The following is a 21,536-nucleotide window of genomic DNA, read 5'->3' on the forward strand; positions in this document are numbered from 1 at the left end:
CAATAGAAGGCTACGACCTGATCGGTGACGTGCATGGCTGCGGGGCAACCCTCGGTGCGCTGCTCGAGAAGCTCGGCTACCATCAGCGCGGCGGCGTCTACCGGCATCCGCGGCGCAAGGCGATTTTCCTTGGCGACCTGATCGACCGCGGCCCGCGGATTCGCCTGGCCGTTTCCATCGTCCGGCGCATGGTGGAGGAGGGCGAGGCGCATATCGTCATGGGCAACCATGAATACAATGCCCTGGCCTATTGTCATCGTGCGCCCCAAGGCCAGGGCAGCGAGTGGCTGCGTGATCACTCCCCGCGACACAACCGCATCATCAAGGAGACCCTCGACCAGTACCGCGACCACCCGGCGGAGTGGGACGAGACCCTGGCCTGGTTCATGGACATTCCGCTGTATCTGGATTTCGGCGAATTCCGGGTGGTCCACGCCTGCTGGGACCAGGCGCTGATCGACGCACTGGATCGTGAGTGTCCGGGCGGCGTCATCGACGAGCCGTTTCTGCAGCAGTCCGTAGCGTCGGATACGCTAGCCTATCGCATACTCGATCGACTGACGCGGGGGGTGCACCTGCCACTGCCGGAAGGCGTCGAGATCCACTCCGGCGACGGCTTTACCCGGCGCAGCTTCAGGGCGCACTTCTGGGCCCGTGAACCACAGACCTGGGGCGACGTGATCTTCCAGCCCGACAATCTGCCCGACGACCTTGAGCAGCGTGCCCTGACCAACCGTGAGCGTCAGCGCCTGCCCCATTACGGGCTCGACCAGCCACCGCTGTTCATCGGTCACTACTGGTGTGAGGGCATTCCGGCGCTGCCGACCGCCAATATCGCCTGCCTGGACTACAGTGCCGTGAAGTTCGGGCGCCTCGTGGCCTATCGCTGGAGCGGCGAGCGGCGCCTCGACGCCAATCACTTCGTCTGGGTGCGTGTGCCCCAGGAGGAGGCGGCGAGGCCCAGACCTTGGGAAATCGACTTCGACTGAGCAGGTTCGGCGCACTACAAAGTTTTACAATTTTTTTTGTCTTGAGCCTGAACTTCCTTTCGCTCCGTCCATCTGAATAGGTGTTCCCTTGAATGATCCCTTGCTCTTGTCCGGCGGCCCCCCTTCCGCCGGATTTTTTATGTGCGCCACGAACCGGATTTGAGAAAAGGGCTGCTGCAGCGCAAGATGCTCCAAAAGATTGGTTCAGGAAGATTCCATGTACCGCATCATGTTGTTTCCCCACGAAACTGACACCAGTGAGCTTCGTCGGGCGTTGTGGGCCAACCGGATCGGGCACCGGTTCACCGAGGAGGCGGAGGGGCAAGTGCTGTGGCTTGCCGACCCGGCACAACACGATGCCTTGATGCAGTTGCTGACGCGTTGGCAGCGGGGCGAGCGGATCATGCCGGAGCGGCGCCGTCGCCCACGGAACGGCGCCTCGCTGACCGTTCCTTTCCGCCTGGCACCGGTGACGTCGGCGGCCATAGCGATCTCGCTGGCGGTCTTCGCCCTGATGGGGCTGCTGGGCGATATCGTCGTCGCCATGCTCACCGTCGTGCCGGTCGCCGTCGTTGGTGGCGGGCTGGCCTTCGGCACACTGGCCGACTCGCTGACCTCGGGGCAGGTGTGGCGGCTACTGTCGCCGGCCTTCCTGCATTTCGGCTGGATGCACCTGATCTTCAACATGATGTGGCTGTGGTACTTCGGGCGCCAGGTGGAAACGCTGCAGGGAAGTGGGCGCATGTTGACGATCCTGCTGGTGGCCGGTATTGGTGCCAACCTGGCCCAGTATGCCACCGGTACCGTGCTGTTCGGTGGCATGTCGGGTGTCGATTTCGCCCTGCTCGGCTACGTCTGGCTGATGTCGCGCCGGGTGCCGGGTAGCGGCTTCTTCGTGCCGCAGATGCTGGTGGTGTTCATGCTCGGCTGGATGGTCTTTACCATGACCGACATGGCCGCGGCGGTCGGCTTCGGCAACGTGGCCAACGAGGCGCATCTGGGTGGGCTGGTCGTGGGGCTGGCCATGGGGTGGTATTATTCGAACCGAGCTCGTCGCCTTCCCTGAGCTGCCATTTCGAGAGAATTCTCATGAGCGATATGACCTTCGAGCGCATGATCCAGCAAATGACGCCGGCCATCTACGACAGCCTCAAGCAGGCGGTGGCGCTGCGCAAGTGGCCCGACGGGCGCATGCTGACCGGGGAGCAGACCGAACTCTGCCTCGAGGCGGTGATCCGCTACGAACACGAGAACAACGTGCCCGAGGAGCAGCGGGTCGGTTACTTGCAGCAGCGCACCTGCGGTAGCGCCAGCAGCGGCGCAGACGTGCCGCCCGAACTGGCGGGGTTGGCCCGGGATGCCAGTCGTGATTGAAGGTGGACGGATAGAGTTGGCTCCTGTCGTGCAGGGCTGCCTGAGCAAGATGGCCATCGCGCCCGGCGAGCAGGGCGCTGCGGTACGCTATACGCTACGTGCCGGTGAGCACCGGCTCGATCTCAATGCGCGCCTCGGCCAGCCGCTCGAGCTGAACTGGACGGGCGCCATCGCCTGCACCCACTGTGGCCGGGCGACGAAGAAGAGCTTCGCCCAAGGCTATTGCTACCCCTGCTTCAAGAAGCTGGCCCAGTGCGATACCTGCATCGTCAAGCCCGAGACCTGCCACTTCGATGCCGGCACCTGCCGGGAACCGGCGTGGGCCGAGCGCCACTGTTTCCAGCCCCACGTGGTTTACCTGGCCAATTCGTCCGGCATCAAGGTCGGCATCACGCGAGGCACCCAGGTACCGACCCGCTGGCTCGATCAGGGCGCGGTCCAGGCGCTGCCGATTCTGGTGGTGGAAACCCGCCAGCAGTCCGGCCTGGTCGAAATGCTGTTCAAGGAAGAAGTGGCCGACCGCACCAACTGGCGCGCCATGCTCAAGGGCGAGGTCGAGCCGCTCGACTTGATAACGGAGCGCAACCGGCTGCTGACCCGGCTCGAGGGTGGGCTCGCCCAACTGCGCGAGCGTTTCGGCACCGATACCATTCGTGCGCTGGACGAGGCGCCGGTCAGCTTCGATTACCCTGTGCTGGAATTCCCGCGCAAGATCGTCTCGCACAACTTCGACAAGCAGGCGCGGGTGAGCGGTACGCTGCTGGGCCTCAAGGGGCAGTACCTGATCCTCGACACGGGAGTGATCAACCTGCGCAAGTTTACCGGCTATGAAGTCGCTGTAAGCTGAGCAATCTGAACTGAGCGTAGCCGAGAGGCTGCGCTATGCTCCCGTGAGAGACTTCTTCCAAGGAGCCTGCCATGAGCCAGATGCGCGCCATGCGGTTGCATGGCCCGGGCCAGCCGCTGCAGCTGGAGTTCGTGTCCCGGCCTGAGCCCGAGGCGGGCCAGGTGCAGTATCGCGTGCTGGCCTGCGGCGTATGCCGCACCGACCTGCACGTGGTCGATGGCGAGCTGCCTTCGCCACGCCTGCCGCTGGTGCCGGGGCACGAGATCGTCGGCGAGGTCACGGCGGTGGGGGAAGGCGTCGGCCACCTGGCGCCCGGCATGCGTATCGGCGTGCCCTGGCTGGGCTGGACCTGCGGTGAATGCGAGGCCTGTGTGGCCGGTCGCGAAAACCTCTGCGCTCAAGCGCAATTCACCGGTTACACCCTCGATGGCGGCTACGCCGAGTACGGCGTGGCCGACGCCCGCTACTGCTTTCCCATGATGGCGGAAGATGCCCAGGCCACGGCACCGCTGCTGTGTGCCGGGTTGATTGGCTATCGTACCTGGCGTCTGGCCGGTGGGGAGCAGAATAGACGTCTGGGGATCTATGGTTTCGGTGCCGCGGCCCATATCCTCGTGCAGCTCGCCGTGGCGTGCGGCCAGCGGGTCTACGCCTTCACCCGGCCGGGAGACGAGGCGGCCCAGGCCTTCGCGCTGCGGCTCGGTGCCGTGTGGACCGGTGATGCCGACCAGGTACCACCCGAGCCGCTCGATGCCGCGCTGCTGTTTGCGCCGGTGGGCGAGCTGGTACCGCTGGCACTGGCCCAGGTGCGCCCGGGTGGAGCGGTCGTGTCCGGCGGCATCCACATGTCCGATATCCCCACCTTTCCCTATCGTCTGCTGTGGCAGGAGCGCAGCCTCCGTTCGGTCGCCAATCTCACCCGCCAGGATGGCGAGGAGTTCCTGGCTCTGGCGCCCACGGTGCCGATACGCACCGAGACACGCGCCTATCACTTGGAACAGGCCAATCAGGCCCTGACCGACCTGCGCGAGGGCAGGCTGACGGGAGCCGCAGTGCTGATTCCTTGAGACTCGGGCTCATGCTGTGAACGACGGCAAAGATATTGAATTGCTCGCCTGGAGGGAGAGATATTGGCAGGCTATGCTGTCTTTTCCCTTTCCATGCGACAGGTTTCGACATGTATCGCCTTCATATTGCCAACAAGAACTACTCTTCCTGGTCGCTACGCCCCTGGGTGCTGATGCGCCATCTGGACATCCCGTTCGAGGAGCGCCTGACCCCTTTCGAGCCTGGATCGAACTGGACCGCGTTTCGCACATTCTCACCGTCGGGAATGGTGCCCTGCCTGGAGGACGGTGAGCGCGCCGTGTGGGAGTCGCTGGCGATCGTCGAATATCTGGCGGAGCGACATGCCGGCGTATGGCCAATCGACGACGAGGCGCGCGCCTGGGCGCGTTGCGCCAGCAGCGAGATGCACGCAGGCTTTGCTGCTCTGCGCAGCCTGTGCCCGATGAACTGCGGGGTCAGGGTGAGGTTGCACCGAACACCGGATGAGTTGGCTCGCAATCTGGCCCGCCTCGACGAACTCTGGCAGCAGGGCCTCACGGGTTTCGGCGGCCCCTTCCTGGCGGGGGAGTCCTTCTCTGCAGTGGATGCCTTCTTCGCTCCAGTGGCGTTTCGGGTGCAGAGCTTTGGGCTCGAGCTGAGTGCGCCCTCGATGGCATATGTCGAACGGCTGCTGGCACTTCCCGCCATGCAGCAATGGTATGAGGCGGCGCTGGACGAACCGTGGCGCGAGGCGGCACACGAAGCCGAGGTGCAGGAGAACGGCACTGTCGTCGAGGACCTGCGGCGTCCTTCCTGACACTCCTACGGACTGTGTTCCTGCCGTCGTGCACGCTCCAGGTCAACTGAACAGGTCGCCCTGATCCCGGGGCGGCCTGAAGGCCGTGGTATCGAGTTGGCGCGCCTCGCGCCTAACGGGATCGTTGAGGCCGAGGCGCCGGCAGGCCTTGTCGAAGCGCTGAGCGATGAGCTCGGCAAATATCCCCTCGCCGCGCATGCGCTTGCCGAAGCGACTGTCGTAGTCGGCTCCGCTGCGGCACTGTCGCACCAGACTCATCACCTTGCCGGCCCGCTCCGGGTAGTGAGCCTGTAGCCAGTCCTCGAACAGCGGTGCCACCTCGCGGGGCAGGCGCAGTAGCGTCCAGCCGGCTGATTCCGCCCCGGCGTCGCGGGCTGCCTCGAGCAGGCGCTCCAGTTCGTGGTCGGTCAAGCCCGGAATCACCGGCGCGACCATCACGCCCACCGGTATGCCGGCACTTCTCAACCGCTCGATGGTACGCAAGCGCGCGGCAGGCGAGGCGGTGCGCGGTTCCAGGCTGCGCTTGAGCTCGGTGTCCAGGCTGGTGAGACTGATCGACACCCGGGCCAGGCGCATGTCGGCCAGTTCGGCGAGCAGGTCCAGGTCGCGCAGGATCAGCGCGCTCTTGGTAATGATCGAAACCGGATGGCGACACTCGAGCAGGAAGGCGAGAATTTCTCGGGTGCTGCCGCGCTCCGCTTCCAGTGGCTGGTAGCAGTCGGTGTTGCCGGAAAGGGCGATGGGGCGGCACACGTAGCTGCGCTTGCAGAACTCCTCTCGCAACCGATCGACCAGGCCGCTGCGGGCGATCAGGCGGGTCTCGAAGTCGATACCCGGAGACAGGTCCCAGTAGGCGTGGCTGGGTCGTGCATAGCAGTAGATGCAGCCGTGCTCGCAGCCGCGGTAAGGGTTGAGCGAGCGGTCGAAGGCGAGGTCGGGCGAGTCGTTCCAGGAGAGCGCACTGCGCGCTCGTTCGTCATTTACGACAGTGGCCAGCCGCGTCGGCATTTCCTCCTGCCACCAGCCGTCGTCCTCCGTCTCGCTGTGGGTCGGGGCGAAGCGGTTGTCGGGGTTGTAGGTGGCGCCGCGCCCCTTGCGTAGCTGCTTTTGATCGAACCGAGGCATGGGTCAATCCCTTTTGCTGTATTTATGTACAGTATATGACGCCTTCGGCGAGTCGCCAATGCTGGATAACTCGCCACGGGCGAGTACGCTTCAGGCATGACGACAACTTCCCATCGCGACTCTTCGCGTACCCATGAGGCGCTCTATTCGGTCCAAGGGCTGTGGTGTACCAGCTGTGCGCTGGCCGTCGAGGCCCAATTGATGCGGCTATCCGGTGTGGTAGCTGCCAGCGTGCACTACCCCAGCGCTATCCTGCTGGTGCAGGGGCGGCCGGACGCTTTGGAGGAAACCCGGCTGGCCGCCGCCGTCAAGCGGCTCGGCTACCGCCTCGGGCCGCCGGAGGCGGTGGGCGATGCCGAAACGCGACTGGAAGCCGAAAGCCGCTATCTCACCCTGCGTCTGCTGGCGGCAATCGCCTTCGGCATGTGGACCATGATCGCCTCGCTGTTGATCTATGCCGGTGCCATGCCCAGCCCACGGCTGGAGCTGGTCATGGCCTGGGTGTCCGGTGCCTTCGCCTTGCCTGTCGTTACCTACGTGGCGTTCCCGTTCTATCGGGCCGGGTGGCGTACGGCACGAGCGCGGCGCCCCGGCATGGATGCGCTGGTGTCGCTGGGTGCGCTGACGGCGGTGGCTGTATCGCTATGGCTGCTTTTGCGCGGCTCGGCGGAGGTCTATTTCGATACCGCAGTGATGCTGGTCGCGCTGCTGTTGGCGGGCCGGCTGGTGGAAACTCTGTGCCGCCACCGAGGGCTGCGGGCGCTGCAGGCTCTGTACGAGCCTCCCACCGAAGTACGGCGGTGGGGGCAGGGCAGCTGGCAGCCCTGCCCGCGGGAATCGGTGGCGATAGGCGATCGGGTGCGTGTCGAGCCCGGAGAGACGCTGCCTTTTGATGGCGTTGTGGAGAACGACGAAGCCCTGCTCGACCTCTCGCCCCTCACCGGAGAGAGTGCCCCGCGCCGCTGCCTGCCCGGCGAGCCGGTGGCGGCAGGCTGCCGCAACCTGGGCGCGGCGCTGGTGCTCGAGGTCACCGCGGCTGCAGGAGAATGCCGCCTGGACCGGCTGCGCGAGCAGATGTGGTGGCAGCAGGCGCGCAAGGGTGAATTGCAGCGACTGGCCGATCGCTTTGCCGGCTGGCTCAGCCCCCTGGCGGTGGTACTCGCGGCTCTCACCTTGTTGGCTACGTGGCTGAGCGGAGTGCCGGCAGAGGAGGCTTGGGTCAGGGCGCTATCGGTACTGGTCGTCGCCTGCCCCTGCGCCGTGGGCCTGGCGATTCCGCTGGCGAGCCTGGCGGGCAGCGGGCAGGCGCTGGAGCGCGGCGTGATCGTACGCGACCCGAGTGCTTTCGAAGTGCTGGCGGGTATCCGCAGTGCAGCGTTCGACAAGACCGGCACCCTGACCCGAGGCGAACCGGAGGTGCTGGCCGTGCGGCCTGCTCCCGGTTACGGCGAGGCGGCCGTGCTGGTGCTGACCGCGCTGGCGGCGCAGGGCAGCGAGCATCCGCTGGCGCGGGCCGTGCGCAGGTATGCCCGGGATGCCGGCCAGGACGCCGTTGCCGAGGTGGCGGAAGCCGAGGAGACCGGTGGCCGCGGCCGTCGCGTACGCCTGGCCGATGGGCGCCGGCTACTGCTGGGTAGCCGCACCTGGCTGGGCGAGCAGGGCGTTTCCATGAAGGGCCTGGAGGAGCCGGCTGAAAGCGAAGTGCTGCTGGCCTGCGACGGCCAGTGGTTAGCGCAATTCAGTCTGGGTGAAGCGGCGCTGCCCGGTAGTGCCGAAACCCTGGCCAGGCTGCGTCGGCAGGGGCTCGTGCTGGCGCTGATCAGCGGCGATAGGGCTCAGGCAGTCCGGCGCCTCGGGGTCGAGGTGGGGCTACAGCCCGAGGAGTGCTACGCCGGGCGCAGCCCCGAAGCCAAGGCGAAGCTGCTGGCGGCCATGCCACAGCCCTCGCTCTATGCTGGCGATGGCATCAACGATGTGCTGGGGCTGGCGACCGCCAGCGTGGGCGTGGCGCCGCTGGGTGCGAGCTCCACCGTACAGGAGGGGGCCGGCGTGGCGCTGATGAGATCGGGCGTGTCGGGTGTCGAGAACGTCCTGTACCTGGCGAGACGTACCCGTCGCGTGATGCGCCAGAACCTGCTGCTGTCGGGAATCTACAACCTGCTGGCGCTGAGCCTGGCGGTAGCCATGCCGATACCGCCGCTGGTGGCGGTGCTGGCCATGGCGGCCAGCTCGCTGAGCGTGGTGGCGAACTCGGCGCGGCTGGCCTGGAGCGACGAGGGGGCAGCGGAGCGACAGCCGGAGGCGCCGCAGGCGGCAGCGCTCGGCGCAGCACCGTGACAGCACGAGCCAGGCTGTTAAGATGGCGGCTGCCTCAGTGATATCAGGACTCCCTCATGCTTGCCGATACCCTGGCCGCCATCTCGGCTGTCGATGCAACCCGGACCCGTCCCGTCCAGGTTCGCCTGGACAGCCTCACCAAGCCTCCCGGCAGCCTGGGCCGTCTCGAATCCCTGGTCCTGGAGCTCGCAGGCATGAGCGGTGAGGCCTTGCCGACGGTCACGCCGCCCGGCGTGATCGTATTCGCCGCCGACCATGGCGTGGCCGAGGAGGGCGTCTCGGCCTTTCCCCAGGAGGTCACGGCGCAGATGGTGGCCAACTTCGCCGCCGGCGGCGCCGCCATCAACGTCTTCGCCCGCCAGATCGGCGCCCGGCTCGAGGTCGTCGACGTCGGCGTCAAGGGCGATGTCGAAGGAGCCGGCGTCGTGACCGACAAGGTGCGCGCCGGCACGGCCAATTTCGCCCGCCAGGACGCCATGAGCCTGGCCGAGGCCGAGCGCGCCGTCGAGGTGGGCATCCGTGCCGCAGAGCGCAGCCACATCGACGGCTGCCGCTGTCTGATCGTGGGCGAGATGGGCATTGCCAACACCACCGCGAGCAGCGCTGTTCTGGCTGCCCTGAGCGGCTTGCCGGCGAGTCGTCTGGTGGGGCTGGGGACGGGTATCGCACCGGCACGGCTGGCCCACAAGGCAGCAGTGATCGAAGGGGCGCTGGCCGCTCGCGACGCGGACCCATCTCAACCGCTCGAGGTTCTGGCCAAGCTCGGCGGACTGGAAATCGCCGCCATGGCCGGCGCCTACCTGGGCGCGGCGGCCCGGCGCTTGCCGATCCTGGTCGATGGCTTCATCGCCACCGTGGCGGCACTGGTGGCCTGCCGGCTCGCGCCTGAGCTGCGCGGCTATCTCATTTTCGCCCACCGCTCCTGCGAGCCGGGTCATGACGTGGCGCTCGAACTGCTCGAGGCCGAGCCGTTGCTCGACCTCGAGCTGCGCCTGGGAGAGGGCACCGGGGCGGCCCTGGCCTTCCCTATGCTGGAAGCCGCTTGCCGCATGCTGGCCGAGATGGCGACCTTCGATTCGGCGGGCGTAGCGTCTGGTGGCACGGAGGCATGAGCGCCGAACCGCTGAGCCTGGCCTTGGTCGTGCTGCTCATCGGAGCCATCCTGCTGGATCTCGTGTTCGGTGACCCTCGCTGGCTGCCGCATCCGGTGGTCGCCATGGGGCGGATGATCGCCGCCTTGGAACGCCGCTGGAATCGCGGCACGCCCAGGGGGCGGCGGCTCAAGGGCTTTCTGTTGACCGGCTGTGTGGTGGTGTCGGTCTACGCGGTGGCCTGGGGGGGGCTGATTGCACTCGCCTGGCTGCACCCCTGGCTGGGGCTTGCCGGCGAACTCCTGCTGCTGGCCAGTGCTCTCGCGATCAAGGGGCTGCGCGATGCCGCCATGGCCGTGGCGACACCCTTGGTGCGGGGCGATCTCGGTGAGGCTCGCCACGCCGTGTCGATGATCGTGGGGCGTGACACCGAAGCCCTCGATGAGGCTGGCGTCGCCCGGGCCACGGTGGAGACCGTGGCCGAGAACAGCGTCGACGGCATTACTGCGCCGCTGTTCTGGGCGCTGCTCGGCGGGGCGCCGCTGGCGTTGGCCTACAAGGCGGTGAATACCCTCGACTCCATGGTCGGTTATCGAAACGTGCGCTACGCCGATTTCGGCTACGCCTCGGCGAAACTCGACGACCTGGCCAACTTGGTGCCGGCCCGGCTGACCGCGCTGGCCATGTGGCTGGCCGCCCTGGCGATTCCAGGAGCGCGTACGCGTGGCGCCCTGGCCGGCACCTGGCACGATGCGCCGGGCCATCCGAGCCCCAACGCCGGCTGGCCCGAGGCGATGATGGCGTACCTGCTTGGCGTGCAATTGGGCGGCACCAACCACTACGGGGGGAGCATTTCCGAGCGTGCACTGATGGGCAAGACGTGCGGGCCGCTGCGGGTGGTGCATATCGGCCGTGCCGTACGCCTCATGCACGGCGCCTGGATCGTCTTTTTCCTGGTGATGGCCGGCTTGGCTGTGGCGTGGAGTGCAGGTACATGAGCGAGCAGGGAGAGGGCATGAACGACTGGCCGAGCCACGGCGGGCGTCCGGAGCAGGTACTGCCGCGCTTCGGCCTCACCGGCAAAGGTGAGGTGATCGACTTCAGTGTCAATCTCAACCCGCTGGGCCCTCCACCCTGGCTGGCAGAACGGCTTGCCGACAGCCTGGCCCAACTCTTCGTCTATCCGGACCCCGACTATACCGCAGCCCGGGCGAGCATCGCCCGGGCCGAGGGGCTTTCACCCGAGCAGGTACGCTTGACCAACGGCGGCGCCGAGGCGATCTTCCTCGCCGCAGCGCTGTTGTCCAGTCGCGAGGTGAGGCGGGCCATCGTCGTCCAGCCGACCTTCTGCGAGTATGAGCGGGCCTGCCACCACTACGGCATTGCCGTGCAGCATCTCGCCCTGGCAGGGGAGCGCTTCGAACTGGATGAGGCCAGTGCCTGTGAGGCCATGCGTGACGCCGATGCGGTCTTCCTGTGCCGGCCCAATAATCCCACCGGCACCCTGATCGAGCGTGGCTTGATCGAGCGCATGCTGGCGATAGGACAGCGCCACGGCACCATGCTGGTGGTGGACGAGGCCTTCATCGACTTCGTCGTGCCGGACGAGCGCTTGACGCCGCTGCTGGCCCGCTACGACAACCTGCTGCTGCTGCGCTCGATGACCAAGCTCTATGCCATCCCCGGGTTGCGACTCGGCTATCTGCTAGGCGGGGAGTCGACAGTACGGCACATTGCCGAGCTGCAGCTGCCGTGGAGCGTCAATTCGGTGGCGGCAGCGCTGGTCGGACCGCTGTTGGAAGACCAGAACTACCTGCATCGGACCCAGTCCTGGCTCGACGCCGAGCGGCCATGGTTCCAGCGTGAGCTGGAGGCACTGGAATTGCGGGTGGTGCCCTCCCGCACCAACTTCCTGCTGCTGCAGGATGGCGCGGCGCGACCCATGTCGGCGCTGCTGGAGCATCTGGCGCGCTGCGGTATCCTGGCGCGCCACACCCACAACTTCATCGGCCTCGATGGCGCCTGGCTGCGCGTCGCGGTGCGTACCCGGCAGGAGAACGAACAGCTGAACGAGGCCATCGCCCGCTGGAGAACGTCATGATCGCCTTCATCAGCGGTGGGGCGCGTTCCGGCAAGAGCACCCATGCCGAAGCGCTGGTGCGGCGCTGGCAGGCCGAGCGAGGTGGGGAGCGCTACTACCTGGCAACTGCCAGGAGCAGCGGCGATGCGGAAATGCTGGCGCGCATCGGCCGCCACCGGCAGGCACGCGGAGAAGGATGGCTCACGATCGAGGAGCCATTCGATTTGCTGGCCGCCCTCGACCGGGTAGCGCCTGGCAGCACGCTGCTGCTCGACTGCCTGACGCTGTGGGCCAGCCAGTTGTTATACGCCAGCCCGCTCGACGAGGCGCTGGGTATCGCCATGGTCGAGCGGACGCTGGCCACGGCCAGGCAGCAGGATATTGCGTTGGTCATCGTCTCCAACGACGTCAACGAAGGCATACCCCCCGATGACGACGAGGTCTGGCGCTACCTCGCCTTCCTGCAGCAGGTCCACTGCCTGGTCGCCCGTGAGGCGGACGAGGTGATACAGGTCGTCGCCGGCCTGCCTCAGGTATGGAAGTGCCAGGGGAGCCGTCAGCCATGAGAGATGCGGTCTACGGCCTGGTATTGGCCGTGCAGTTCCTGACCCGCCTGCCGCTGCCGCTCGCCTGCCCCTGGAACGCGACCACACGGCGCTGGGCGATACGCTGCTACCCCCTGGTGGGTATGCTCATCGGCGCTCTGCTGGTCACAGTGGCAGCATTGCTCGAAGGCGTGCTGTCCGCGCCGCTGCTCGTGCTGACGCTGCTTACGCTGTGGGTGGCGCTGACCGGCGGGCTGCACCTGGATGGCGTGATGGACGTGGCCGACGCACTGGGCAGCAATGCGCCGCTGGAGAAGCGCTGGTCGATCATGAAGGACCCGCACGTGGGCAGCTTCGGCATTCTGGCGCTGGTGTTCCTGCTGCTGTGGAAGGTGGCGCTGCTGTTCGTGCTGCTGGAGGCCGGGGCGAGCCTGGTCCTGCTGGTGGCAATTCCGGCGCTGGGGCGCCTGGCGGCGGTCGCATTGCTGGTGCTGGCACCAGCTGCCCACGCGGAGGGGATGGCTGCCGGTTGGAAGCGCGACCTGACACCGTCCGATCTTGCGCTGGCGGCGTTGCCGCTGTTGCCGCTTGCCATACTGGTGCCGGGCGGCGTGTGGCTGTGCCTGGCGCTGGTGCCGTTCCTGGCGCTCTATGCCTATGGGGTGCTGCGTGCGTTCAAGGGAATCAACGGCGATATCGTCGGAACCGTCATCGAGGGAGGAGAGCTATGGCTGCTGCTGGTCGCCTGGAGCTGGTGGTCGTTCGTCACGGCCTGACGCAGTGGAATCGCGAGCGTCGCTACCAGGGGCAGCGCGACATCCCGCTGCTGCTGCCTGATGCGGTGCCGGGGCTCGACCGGCTACGTGTAGCGCTGGAAGCGCACGAGTTCGACACCGTGCACTGCAGCGACCTGACCCGTTGTCGCCAGACCTTGGCGCATGTGATGGAGGAGCGAGCGGTGCTCCAGTCGGCACGCTTCGATGCGCGCCTGCGAGAACTCCATTTCGGCGACTACGAGGGCTGCACCTACGACGAGCTCGAGTCGTTGCCCCATTATCGCGCCTGGATCGACAGTGCGGGCGCGCAGGCCCCGCCGGGTGGCGAATCCACCGCCGAGCTGCGCCAGCGGCTCGAGGCATGGTTCGCCGACTTGTTGGCCGGCTGCATGCCGCAGGGCCAGTACCGTACCCTGGTCGTTACCCACGGTGGTGTGATTCGCGAGCTGCGCCGTCGCTTCGAGGGCATCGGCTTCTGGGAGGGCGGGGTCAGTCAGGCCGAAGGACGCATATTCACCTTCATTCATGAGCGAGAGTGCTGGCAATGCAGCTCTTCATCGGCGGTGCCTGTGCCGGCAAGCGTTGCATCGTAAGGCAGCGTTTCGACGCGGCCGTCTGGCATTCGGCTTACGCGGGATGTCGGCTCGAGGCGTGGCACACGGCTGCCGCCTCGTCGGGCTGCCTGGTGCTGGAAGGCTGGGAGCGTTGGCTGGCCGTGCGAATGGCAAACGAGCCCGATGACGACGGGCTGCGCCAAGCCATGGCTGGCGAGCTCGATGCGCTGTGTGAATGGGAAGCACGGAGCGGCGGGGAGGCAGTGCTGATCCTGCTCGAAATGGGCCGTGGCATCGTACCGCTTCTGCCTGAGCAACGCCGCCTGCGCGACCTCAACGGCTGGCTGGCCCAGGATGCCGCGGCGCGCTGCGAGCGGGTCTGGTGCGTCTGGCACGGCATGCTGCAACAGCTAAGTTCTTGATCTACCTCAGGCTAGGCGCAACGATGCGTTGACGTCCAGCCTCGCTATTGCTAGTTTACGCCCACTCTCAGGTGCCTCGCTGTAGTTCGAGGTTAAACGGGAAGTCGGTGACCTTTCTTCTAAGTTGAGGAAATGAGCATTCCGACGCTGCCCCCGCAACGGTGATCGAGTCTGGGTCCATCATCACGCCACTGTGCTCCGGCATGGGAAGGCGATGGCCCCGAAGCGCGTCATGGCGACGCTGCTTCGCTCGTCAGCCCGGAGACCGGCCCGAGAACCCAGGAAACACCGACGAATGTGTTCGGCGTTTCCCTCATGCCGGGTTGCGGTGGGTAACCTCGAGGCAGGGCAGACGCCTCACTTCTCTCCCTTTCTCGATCTCCCAAGCCGCCCCGGTTTTGCATAGAAGACCGTGCGGGCAGGCACGGCGAGCAAGGGAATCAGAATGAAAACCAAGCATCACTTGGCCGTGCAGGGCCTGGCCGCCTGCGGCCTAGCAGCACTCCCTCTGGCCGTTCAGGCTCAGGCCACGATCAGCGAAAGCGCCGACGCCGTTGCGCTCAACCCGATGATCGTCACCGCCACACTGGCGCCGCGCACCGCTGACGAAACGCTCTCCTCCGTTACCGTGCTCGACGAAGCCACCCTGCGCCGGCAGGACCCGACCAGCATCACCGATCTGCTGCGTGGCCAGCCTGGGGTGGATGTCAGCAACCGCGGGTCGTTCGGGAAAGAGAGCAGCGTCTATCTGCGCGGAACCGGTAGCGAATCGGCGGTGTTGATGATCGACGGTATCCGGCTGCGTTCCGCCACCTCGGGTGGTGCCGCCTGGCACTATCTCGATCCGCGCATGTTCCAGCGCGGCGAGATCGTGCGCGGTCCCCGCGGCAGCCTGTATGGTGCCGATGCGGTGGGTGGGGTAGTGCAGCTATTCACACGAGAGGCGGAAGAAGGTGGCCCGCATCCCTGGGTTTCGGCGGGCGTCGGCAGCTTCGACTCACGCCGCCTTAGCGCCGGGCTCTCCGGTAGCGGTGGTGGCACCCGCTACAGCTTTGCCGGCAGCCACTTCGCCACCGACGGCACTCCGGTTCGCCGCGGCGGCGAGAACCTGGGCTACGACAATACTTCGGCCCTGGCCCGAATCGCCCACACCTTCGATGGCGGCGCCGAGATCGGCGCCCTGGCCTTGCGTGCGCGTGGCAACAACGAATTCGACAGCGGAGAGAGCGATTTCGTCCAACAAGTGGCCGGCATTTATGGTGAGCTGCCGGTGACCGAGCAGTGGATCAGCCGATTGACCTTGAGCGAATCACGCGACGAACTCGACAATTTCAACACCGACTTTCCCTCGATCATCAACACCCGCACCCAGACCGCTCGTTGGCAGAATACCTTGAACTTCGGCCTGCACGAACTGATAGCGGGCGCCGAGTACAGTGAGGACAGGGCCTCGGGTACCACCGATTTCGATGTCTCCAGCCGCGGCAATGCCGCCGTTTTCGCCCAGGGATTGCTCGATTTCTCCCCCGTCGCACTGCAAGCCGGGCTGCGATACGACGACAACGAGGCCTACGGTGAGGAAGTCACCGGTAGCCTGGCGCTGGGCTATGACCTGGATGGCTCCCATACGCTGCGAGCGAGCTACGGTACTGCCTTCCGCGCGCCGACGTTCAATGATCTCTATTGGCCGAACTCGGGCAACCCCGAGCTCGACCCTGAATCCTCCAGCACCGTCGAGATGGGCATGCGCGGCCAGTATCGACGCTGGTATTGGGACCTCGCGACCTACCAGACCGACCTCGTTGACATGATCGACTGGGCACCGACCGAGGGCGGCCTGTGGGCGCCGCAGAACGTGGCGGAGGCGCGTGTGCGTGGCATCGAGCTGTCGGGTGGTGCCGAGCTCGGCGACTGGACGCTGGCTGCCGCGCTGACCTGGACCGATCCGGAGGATCGTGAAAGCGGCAACCGCTTACGCCGTCGCGCATCCAAGAGTGCGCGTTTAGACGTGGACCGTGAGCTGGGCGAATGGTCCCTGGGCGGCTCCTGGATCCTGCAAGGACATCGCTACGACGATGTGGCCAACCAGGAGCGGCTGAGCGGCTTCGGCTTGGTCAACCTGCGTGCCGGCTGGCAGTTCGCCCCGCTGTGGTCGGCTCGCCTGACGGTGGAGAACGCGCTGGACAAGGAGTATGCGACTGCCAGGTTCTCCAATGGCGATGACTACCTCAACGCCGGCCGAGCGGCCTTCCTCAGCGTCAGCTACGGTGCCCAGTGATGGCGCCCCACGTCATGGCCTGGCGGTTGGTGATAGTCCTACTGATGCTGCTGCCGACGCTTGCGTCGGCAGCCACCGTGGTGGGCATCGTCTCCGAGCGCTCGGCGGCCGAGCTCGCTGCTGGGGCACATCGCTTCCTCGACGCCTATCCCGAGCATGACGTGGTGCTGCGCACGCCGGAGCAACTGGCGAGCGCAAGCGACAGGGAGCTTGCCACGCTATTCGGCGAGGCCGATGCCGTGCTGCTCGCCGCGGTCTTCGGCGATCAGGTGGGGCGGATCGGCGAGCTCATTGAGCGGCAGGTGGAGCCGTTGGTGCCCGTGCTGGCCATAAACGGCGATCGGCGTCTGACGCGGCTTTCCCGGCTCGATGGCAAGCAGCTGTTGGCCGGGCTGAGCGAGGAGACGCTGGGCGAACTGGCGGCCGGTCCCGAGCCCGGCGAGACGGCGCTCGAGCACTATACCGACCAGCGCGAACGCTTTGCGGGGCAGCGTAAGTGGCTGATGGGGCGTGCCTACTACCAGGGGCGCAGCCCGGCGCACCTCGACGGCCTGCTGCGCTGGTTGCTGACCCAGGCCGGGCACGACCTCGACGTGTCCGAGCCGTCTCCACGCGAGGCGATTCGCTACCTGCGCCCAGCGCACATGGACGAGGCCAGCGCCGAGCCGGCCGACCTTCGCCTGCAAGGCGGGCCGGCGGTGGTGCTGCTCGATCTCGACAGCGGCGACCGCCCGGGCGACCGGGCGCTGCTGGAAACGACCTGCGAGGCGCTGGAACGCAAGGAGATACAGTGTGTCGCGGTACTGTCGCGCTGGGGAGGCGCGACTCGGGAGGCGGTGGAAAGGCTGCCCGAGACGCTGGGTGATGCCAGCCTGGCCGGTATCCTCAGCCTGCAGGACTTCACCCTGGGCGGTGGCGAGGGGAGGCGCGGTGTGACCGCGACGCTCGAGGCGCTCGACGTGCCGGTGCTCAAGGGCATCCGCCTGGCCGATCGCAGCGAGGCCCAGTGGCGCCTCTCCAGCGACGGTCTGCCGCGCGATGCGGTGCACTACCAACTGGCCATGCCGGAATTGCAGGGAATCAGCCAGCCGCTGGTCATGGCTGTGGCGACGCCGGTGCGCATCGACGAGGCAACCGGCGTGGCGTTGCGCCTGAGTGAACCGCTTCCCGCACGGGTGGCAGCCATGACGAACCGCCTGGCGCGCTGGCAGCGCCTGCGCGAGGTCGACAACGCCGACAAGAAGATCGCGCTGATCTATTACAACCACCCACCGGGGCGGCAGAACGTCGGCGCCGACAATCTCGACGTACCGGCCTCGCTGTTTGAGATGCTCACCCGTTTGCAGGAAGCCGGCTACGATACCGGTGAGCTGCCCGAGAGCCCCGAGGCGCTGCACGAGCTGATCCAGCAGCACGGCGTCAATCTGCCGGAGGATCGGGGGGCGCTTGCCGAAATGGCGGATCGAGTTGCCTCGCTGAGTGGCGACGAGTATCGCGCCTACTTCGAGACGCTGCCGACGACGATCCGCGCCGAACTCGAGCACGGTCCGCTGGGCTACATGCATGCCCGCCTGCGCGACGCCGACGACATGGGTGAGCCCGATCTCGTACGCGAATTGCTCGAGCGCAGCGCCGAGGACCTGCGGCACCTGCTCGAGCAGCACGAACATCCCGCTCGGGCACGTGCATTGGACCTGCTCGATCAGTACGTCGAAGGTTGGCGCCATCAACTCGCTCACGAAGGCGAGCCAGGCGAGCTGGAGGCGCTTCGCGATGCCCTTATCGCTACCGGCATTCCCGGCCTTTCGGGCTGGGGCGAGGCGCCGGGGCGCTCGATGGTGCACGAGGGGCGCATGCTGTTCCCCGGGTTGCGCTTCGGCAACGTCTTCATCGGCCCGCAGCCGCCGCGCGGCTGGGAAGTCGACGAAGAGCTGCTGCACGCCAACACCACCTTCCCGCCGACCCATCAGTACGTCGGGTTCTATCATTGGCTGCGTGACCGCTTCGAGGCCGACGCTCTGGTCTATCTCGGTCGCCACTCGACGCGGGAGTTCCTGCCTCGCCGCCGCGCCGGCTTGAGCGAAGACGACTATCCCGACCTGCTTGGCGGCGACCTGCCGCTGATCTACCCCTACATCGTCGATGGCGTGGGCGAGGGCATCCAGGCCAAGCGTCGTGCGTTGGGCGTGATGATCAGCCACCTGACGCCGCCGCTCGCCGCCACCGAGCTCTATGACGAGTTGCTCGAACTGCGCCAGTTGGTGGAGACCTTCGAGTCGGCGGTCTCGCCCGACAGCCCCACGCGCCGCCGTGCGGTGCAAATGTTGCGTGAGCGTATCGAGAGCCTCGACCTGGTCGATGAGTTCGAGCGCGAGATCGCCGGCGACCTGGGGCTCAATGCCGACGAGGTGACGCTCGACGAGGTTTCCGAGGAGCTGCTGGTGCATGAGGCGGGTCACTACGTGACCGATATGCAGGAGCGTTTCATGCCGCTCGGTTTGCACGTGTTCGGCCGCGATTGGTCCGCCGAAGCCATCGATACCATGCTCGCCTCGATGAGCGGCGACAGGGAGCTCGAGGCCGAACTCGCGACTGAACGTGAAAGCGAGCGGCGCGATTTGCTCGCCGCCTCGCCGGGCCACGAACGCGACGCCTTGCTGGCCGCCCTGGAAGGCCGCTTCGTCGCGCCCGGCCCAGGTAACGACCCGCTACGCACTCCCGAGGTGCTCCCCACCGGACGCAACTTCCACGCGCTCTCCAGCGACCTCATCCCCACTCGGGTGGCCTGGTCGTTGGGCCGCGAGCTGGCCGCAAGCGCACGTGCGCGCGACTCGGATGAACGACAGGCCGATGGCGAAGAGAGCGAGGCGGTGGTGCTTTGGGCTTCCGATACCGTACGCGACGAGGGCGTCATGATCGCCTTCGGCCTCGACATGCTGGGTGTACGCCCGCAGTGGAACTCGCGTGGCATCGTGCAGGGGCTCGAGCGGTTGCCGCTGGACGAGGCATATCGCCGTCGTCGCGACGTACTCTTCACTACCTCGGGGCTGTTTCGCGATCTCTACGAGGACCAGCTGGTATGGCTAGATCTGGCCGTGCGTCTGGCCCTTGACGGGGCCAGCGAGACGATTCGTGACGAGCATCCCCAGCTCGCCGATGCGCTTGAGGCTGCTCTTGCACCGCTGCCCCACGACCTGCGCGACCCGGGCGCCGAAAGCCTGGCCGAGAACCGCGTCGCTGCACGCTGGGTAGCGGATAGCCGGACGCTGCTGCAGAGCGGCGCATCGGCGCAGCGCGCCGGGGAGGAGGCTGCATTGCGGGTGTTCGGTACCGCTCCGGGAGCCTACGGTGCCGGCGTCAATCGCCTGGCCACGCGCTCGAGCGCCTGGGAGAGCCGCGACGAGCTGGGCAGCGCCTACCGCCGACGCATGGGCCACGCCTACGGCAGCCGGCAGAGCGGCGAACCGGCCCATGCCGCCTTCGACGCCAACCTGGCGCGGGTGGGACGCACCTACCTGGGCCGAGCCAGTCACCTCTACGGCCTGCTCGACAATGATGACGGCTTCGACTTCCAGGGCGGCCTTTCCAATGCCGTGGAGCAACTGCGCGGCCAGGCACCCGACAACCGTGTGCTGCAGCATGCTGATATCGACAATCCGCGAGTCGAGAGCCTGGAGCGGGCGCTGCTCGGTGAGCTGCGCGCACGCAACCTGAACCCCCAGTGGCTGCGCCCATTGATGGATCACGGCTACGCCGGGGCGCGTACCATGGCCAGCGATTTCCTCGACAACCTGTGGGGCTGGCAGGTGACCAGCCCCGAGGTGGTCCGCTCCTGGGTGTGGGACGAGGTCGACGCCGTCTATTTCCAGGATCGCCACGACCTGGGGCTGGACGATTTCCTGGCCGAGTCGCACAACGCTCACGTCAAGGCGCATATGCAGGCGATCGCCCTGCTCGCCGCCCAGCGCGGGTACTGGGATGCCGAAACGGCAACCGTGGATCGCCTCGCCGGTGAATTCGCCGAGCTGGTGGTGGCCAACGGTCTGCCCGGCAGCGGCCACGCCCACCCGGACCATCCATTGTTGCCCTGGGTCGCCGAGCGACTCGACGAGGAACTTCGTGAAGCCTTCGAGGCGGTGGTCGAGGCCGCCCGCATGGAACGCAGCGAAAATCCGGCGGTACCCGCAAGCATTCGCGAGGTGCAGCCGCTCGAAGCCCAGGCCCAGAAAGCCAGTGCTCGGGGCGATGCGACCGCTGAGCCCGATCCGGCGGCGGGACAGAGCGGCGAAACGGCGCCAGACATCGCTCAGAATGCTCCGACTGGTGACGCCGATGTCTCCGCCGAGGGTGGAGTGAATCTGCTACCTTGGGCGCTGGCCGTGCTGACGCTGTTGTTGCTGTTGGGCGGGTTTGGCCACGGGAGAAGAATGCGATGAATCATTTCCTGACTGCTGCCACGCTGGAAGTCATGGACGCCGTCGTCGGCTGGTTGCTGGCACCGGTGATGCTGGCCCTGCTGGCCCTGGTGGCATTGTCGCTGTGGGAGCTGGGACTCGCCATCGGTGAGCGCAACGGAGGGATTCGCGGGTTGGTCGAGGCGGACAGGCGCGACAGGCTGGCGAGCCGGGCGCGCCGTGCTATCGATCGCGCCGACCTGCTGGCGCGCATCGGCCCCATGCTGGGACTGATGGGTACGCTGATTCCGCTCGGGCCGGGACTGGCCGCGCTGGCAAATGGCCATCTCGACGTGCTGGCTCAGGCCGTTACCGTCGCCTTCAATACCACCGTACTGGGGCTGTTCATCGGTATCCTCGGCTACCTGCTCGGTCGCCTGCGCCGCCGCTGGTACGACGCCGCCATGGCGCAGCTGGAGAGGAGGGCGCGATGAGCGTGCCGGAGTATCGTCGCAGCCGTTTCGACACGGCCGACGAGGAGCCGATGGGGCCGCTGGCCAACCTGGCGGATATCATGCTGGTGTTTGCCGTCGGCCTGATGGTGGCGTTGGCAGCCGCGCATGAAGGGAAGGCGGAAGGCGCCGATACGAGCGGCGGCATGGACGTCGAGACCGGGCGCGAGATGCCGGAACTGCCCGCCGGCATGGGCGAGGCGGGTAGTGGTTTCGAGAGCGTCGGCCGGGTCTATCGCGACCCCGAGAGCGGCCGCCTGATACTGATCGATGACAACTGAATCAATGAGGAGCCGCAGGTGACGAACCCGCGCCATTCGAGCTTGAACCTCCTGTTCGGCGTGCTGG

Annotated in this window: 19 protein-coding genes and 1 riboswitch; of the genes, 18 read left to right on the top strand and 1 reads right to left on the bottom strand. The window is 66.7% G+C overall.

Features of this window, described 5'->3' with window-relative positions:
- The first annotated feature begins 2 nt into the window (after window positions 1–2).
- The 6 genes from ACRWQA_RS07085 (at window position 3) to ACRWQA_RS07110 (ending at window position 5,074) form a co-directional block, all read left to right on the top strand.
- Window positions 3–989, top strand: coding sequence for a metallophosphoesterase (locus tag ACRWQA_RS07085; protein WP_434227873.1), 987 nt, complete (start codon window positions 3–5; stop codon window positions 987–989).
- Between the two features lie 217 nt (window positions 990–1,206).
- On the top strand, window positions 1,207–2,055 hold the full coding sequence (locus tag ACRWQA_RS07090) for a rhomboid family intramembrane serine protease (RefSeq protein ID WP_263580515.1): 849 nt from the start codon (window positions 1,207–1,209) through the stop codon (window positions 2,053–2,055).
- A gap of 23 nt (window positions 2,056–2,078) precedes the next feature.
- The gene (locus ACRWQA_RS07095; protein WP_263580514.1) at window positions 2,079–2,363 is read left to right on the top strand and encodes a YeaC family protein; all 285 of its coding nucleotides are present in this window, start codon (window positions 2,079–2,081) and stop codon (window positions 2,361–2,363) included.
- A gap of 49 nt (window positions 2,364–2,412) precedes the next feature.
- Window positions 2,413–3,210: a DUF2797 domain-containing protein gene (locus tag ACRWQA_RS07100; protein WP_412031231.1), complete on the top strand. Its 798-nt coding sequence runs from the start codon at window positions 2,413–2,415 to the stop codon at window positions 3,208–3,210.
- A gap of 71 nt (window positions 3,211–3,281) precedes the next feature.
- Window positions 3,282–4,277 carry a zinc-dependent alcohol dehydrogenase family protein gene (locus ACRWQA_RS07105; RefSeq protein WP_434227804.1) on the top strand — a complete coding sequence of 332 codons (996 nt, stop codon included), beginning with the start codon at window positions 3,282–3,284 and terminating at the stop codon, window positions 4,275–4,277.
- Between the two features lie 110 nt (window positions 4,278–4,387).
- Entirely contained in the window at window positions 4,388–5,074 is a 687-nt protein-coding gene (locus tag ACRWQA_RS07110; protein ID WP_434227802.1) for a glutathione S-transferase family protein, read from the top strand.
- A gap of 42 nt (window positions 5,075–5,116) precedes the next feature.
- Here ACRWQA_RS07110 and ACRWQA_RS07115 read toward each other — a convergent pair whose 3' ends face one another.
- The gene (locus ACRWQA_RS07115) at window positions 5,117–6,199 is read right to left on the bottom strand and encodes a PA0069 family radical SAM protein (RefSeq protein WP_434227800.1); all 1,083 of its coding nucleotides are present in this window, start codon (window positions 6,197–6,199) and stop codon (window positions 5,117–5,119) included.
- A 96-nt stretch (window positions 6,200–6,295) separates the two neighbouring features.
- Here ACRWQA_RS07115 and ACRWQA_RS07120 point away from each other — a divergent pair, with 96 nt between their 5' ends.
- The 12 genes from ACRWQA_RS07120 to ACRWQA_RS07175 all read left to right on the top strand — a co-directional run bounded on the left by ACRWQA_RS07120 (window position 6,296) and on the right by ACRWQA_RS07175 (window position 21,469).
- On the top strand, window positions 6,296–8,536 hold the full coding sequence (locus ACRWQA_RS07120) for a heavy metal translocating P-type ATPase (RefSeq protein WP_434227798.1): 2,241 nt from the start codon (window positions 6,296–6,298) through the stop codon (window positions 8,534–8,536).
- 56 nt (window positions 8,537–8,592) lie between these two features.
- Complete coding sequence (gene cobT, locus ACRWQA_RS07125) at window positions 8,593–9,648, top strand: nicotinate-nucleotide--dimethylbenzimidazole phosphoribosyltransferase (RefSeq protein ID WP_263580508.1); 1,056 nt, start codon at window positions 8,593–8,595, stop codon at window positions 9,646–9,648.
- Window positions 9,645–10,625, top strand: coding sequence for an adenosylcobinamide-phosphate synthase CbiB (gene cbiB, locus ACRWQA_RS07130; RefSeq protein WP_263580507.1), 981 nt, complete (start codon window positions 9,645–9,647; stop codon window positions 10,623–10,625). The genes cobT and cbiB overlap by 4 nt, the downstream gene beginning before the upstream one ends.
- A complete protein-coding gene (cobD, locus tag ACRWQA_RS07135; protein ID WP_434227796.1) occupies window positions 10,622–11,728 on the top strand; it encodes a threonine-phosphate decarboxylase CobD in 1,107 nt (368 codons plus the stop codon). Before cbiB ends, cobD begins: the two co-directional genes overlap by 4 nt.
- Window positions 11,725–12,273, top strand: a complete 549-nt coding sequence (locus tag ACRWQA_RS07140; protein WP_263580505.1) for a bifunctional adenosylcobinamide kinase/adenosylcobinamide-phosphate guanylyltransferase — start codon at window positions 11,725–11,727, stop codon at window positions 12,271–12,273. The genes cobD and ACRWQA_RS07140 overlap by 4 nt, the downstream gene beginning before the upstream one ends.
- Window positions 12,270–13,028 carry an adenosylcobinamide-GDP ribazoletransferase gene (cobS, locus tag ACRWQA_RS07145; RefSeq protein ID WP_263580504.1) on the top strand — a complete coding sequence of 253 codons (759 nt, stop codon included), beginning with the start codon at window positions 12,270–12,272 and terminating at the stop codon, window positions 13,026–13,028. The genes ACRWQA_RS07140 and cobS overlap by 4 nt, the downstream gene beginning before the upstream one ends.
- A complete protein-coding gene (locus tag ACRWQA_RS07150; RefSeq protein WP_263580503.1) occupies window positions 12,980–13,621 on the top strand; it encodes a histidine phosphatase family protein in 642 nt (213 codons plus the stop codon). Before cobS ends, ACRWQA_RS07150 begins: the two co-directional genes overlap by 49 nt.
- Entirely contained in the window at window positions 13,573–14,004 is a 432-nt protein-coding gene (locus ACRWQA_RS07155) for a bifunctional adenosylcobinamide kinase/adenosylcobinamide-phosphate guanylyltransferase (RefSeq protein ID WP_434227793.1), read from the top strand. Before ACRWQA_RS07150 ends, ACRWQA_RS07155 begins: the two co-directional genes overlap by 49 nt.
- A 52-nt stretch (window positions 14,005–14,056) precedes the next feature.
- Window positions 14,057–14,292: riboswitch (cobalamin riboswitch) on the top strand.
- 157 nt (window positions 14,293–14,449) lie between these two features.
- On the top strand, window positions 14,450–16,282 hold the full coding sequence (locus tag ACRWQA_RS07160; protein WP_263580501.1) for a TonB-dependent receptor domain-containing protein: 1,833 nt from the start codon (window positions 14,450–14,452) through the stop codon (window positions 16,280–16,282).
- Window positions 16,282–20,718, top strand: a complete 4,437-nt coding sequence (locus ACRWQA_RS07165) for a cobaltochelatase subunit CobN (protein WP_434227791.1) — start codon at window positions 16,282–16,284, stop codon at window positions 20,716–20,718. The genes ACRWQA_RS07160 and ACRWQA_RS07165 overlap by 1 nt, the downstream gene beginning before the upstream one ends.
- Window positions 20,715–21,170: a MotA/TolQ/ExbB proton channel family protein gene (locus tag ACRWQA_RS07170; protein ID WP_263580499.1), complete on the top strand. Its 456-nt coding sequence runs from the start codon at window positions 20,715–20,717 to the stop codon at window positions 21,168–21,170. The genes ACRWQA_RS07165 and ACRWQA_RS07170 overlap by 4 nt, the downstream gene beginning before the upstream one ends.
- Complete coding sequence (locus ACRWQA_RS07175; RefSeq protein ID WP_263580498.1) at window positions 21,167–21,469, top strand: DUF2149 domain-containing protein; 303 nt, start codon at window positions 21,167–21,169, stop codon at window positions 21,467–21,469. The genes ACRWQA_RS07170 and ACRWQA_RS07175 overlap by 4 nt, the downstream gene beginning before the upstream one ends.
- Window positions 21,470–21,536: the final 67 nt, after the last annotated feature.

It is taken from the genome of Billgrantia sp. C5P2 (assembly GCF_051062895.2).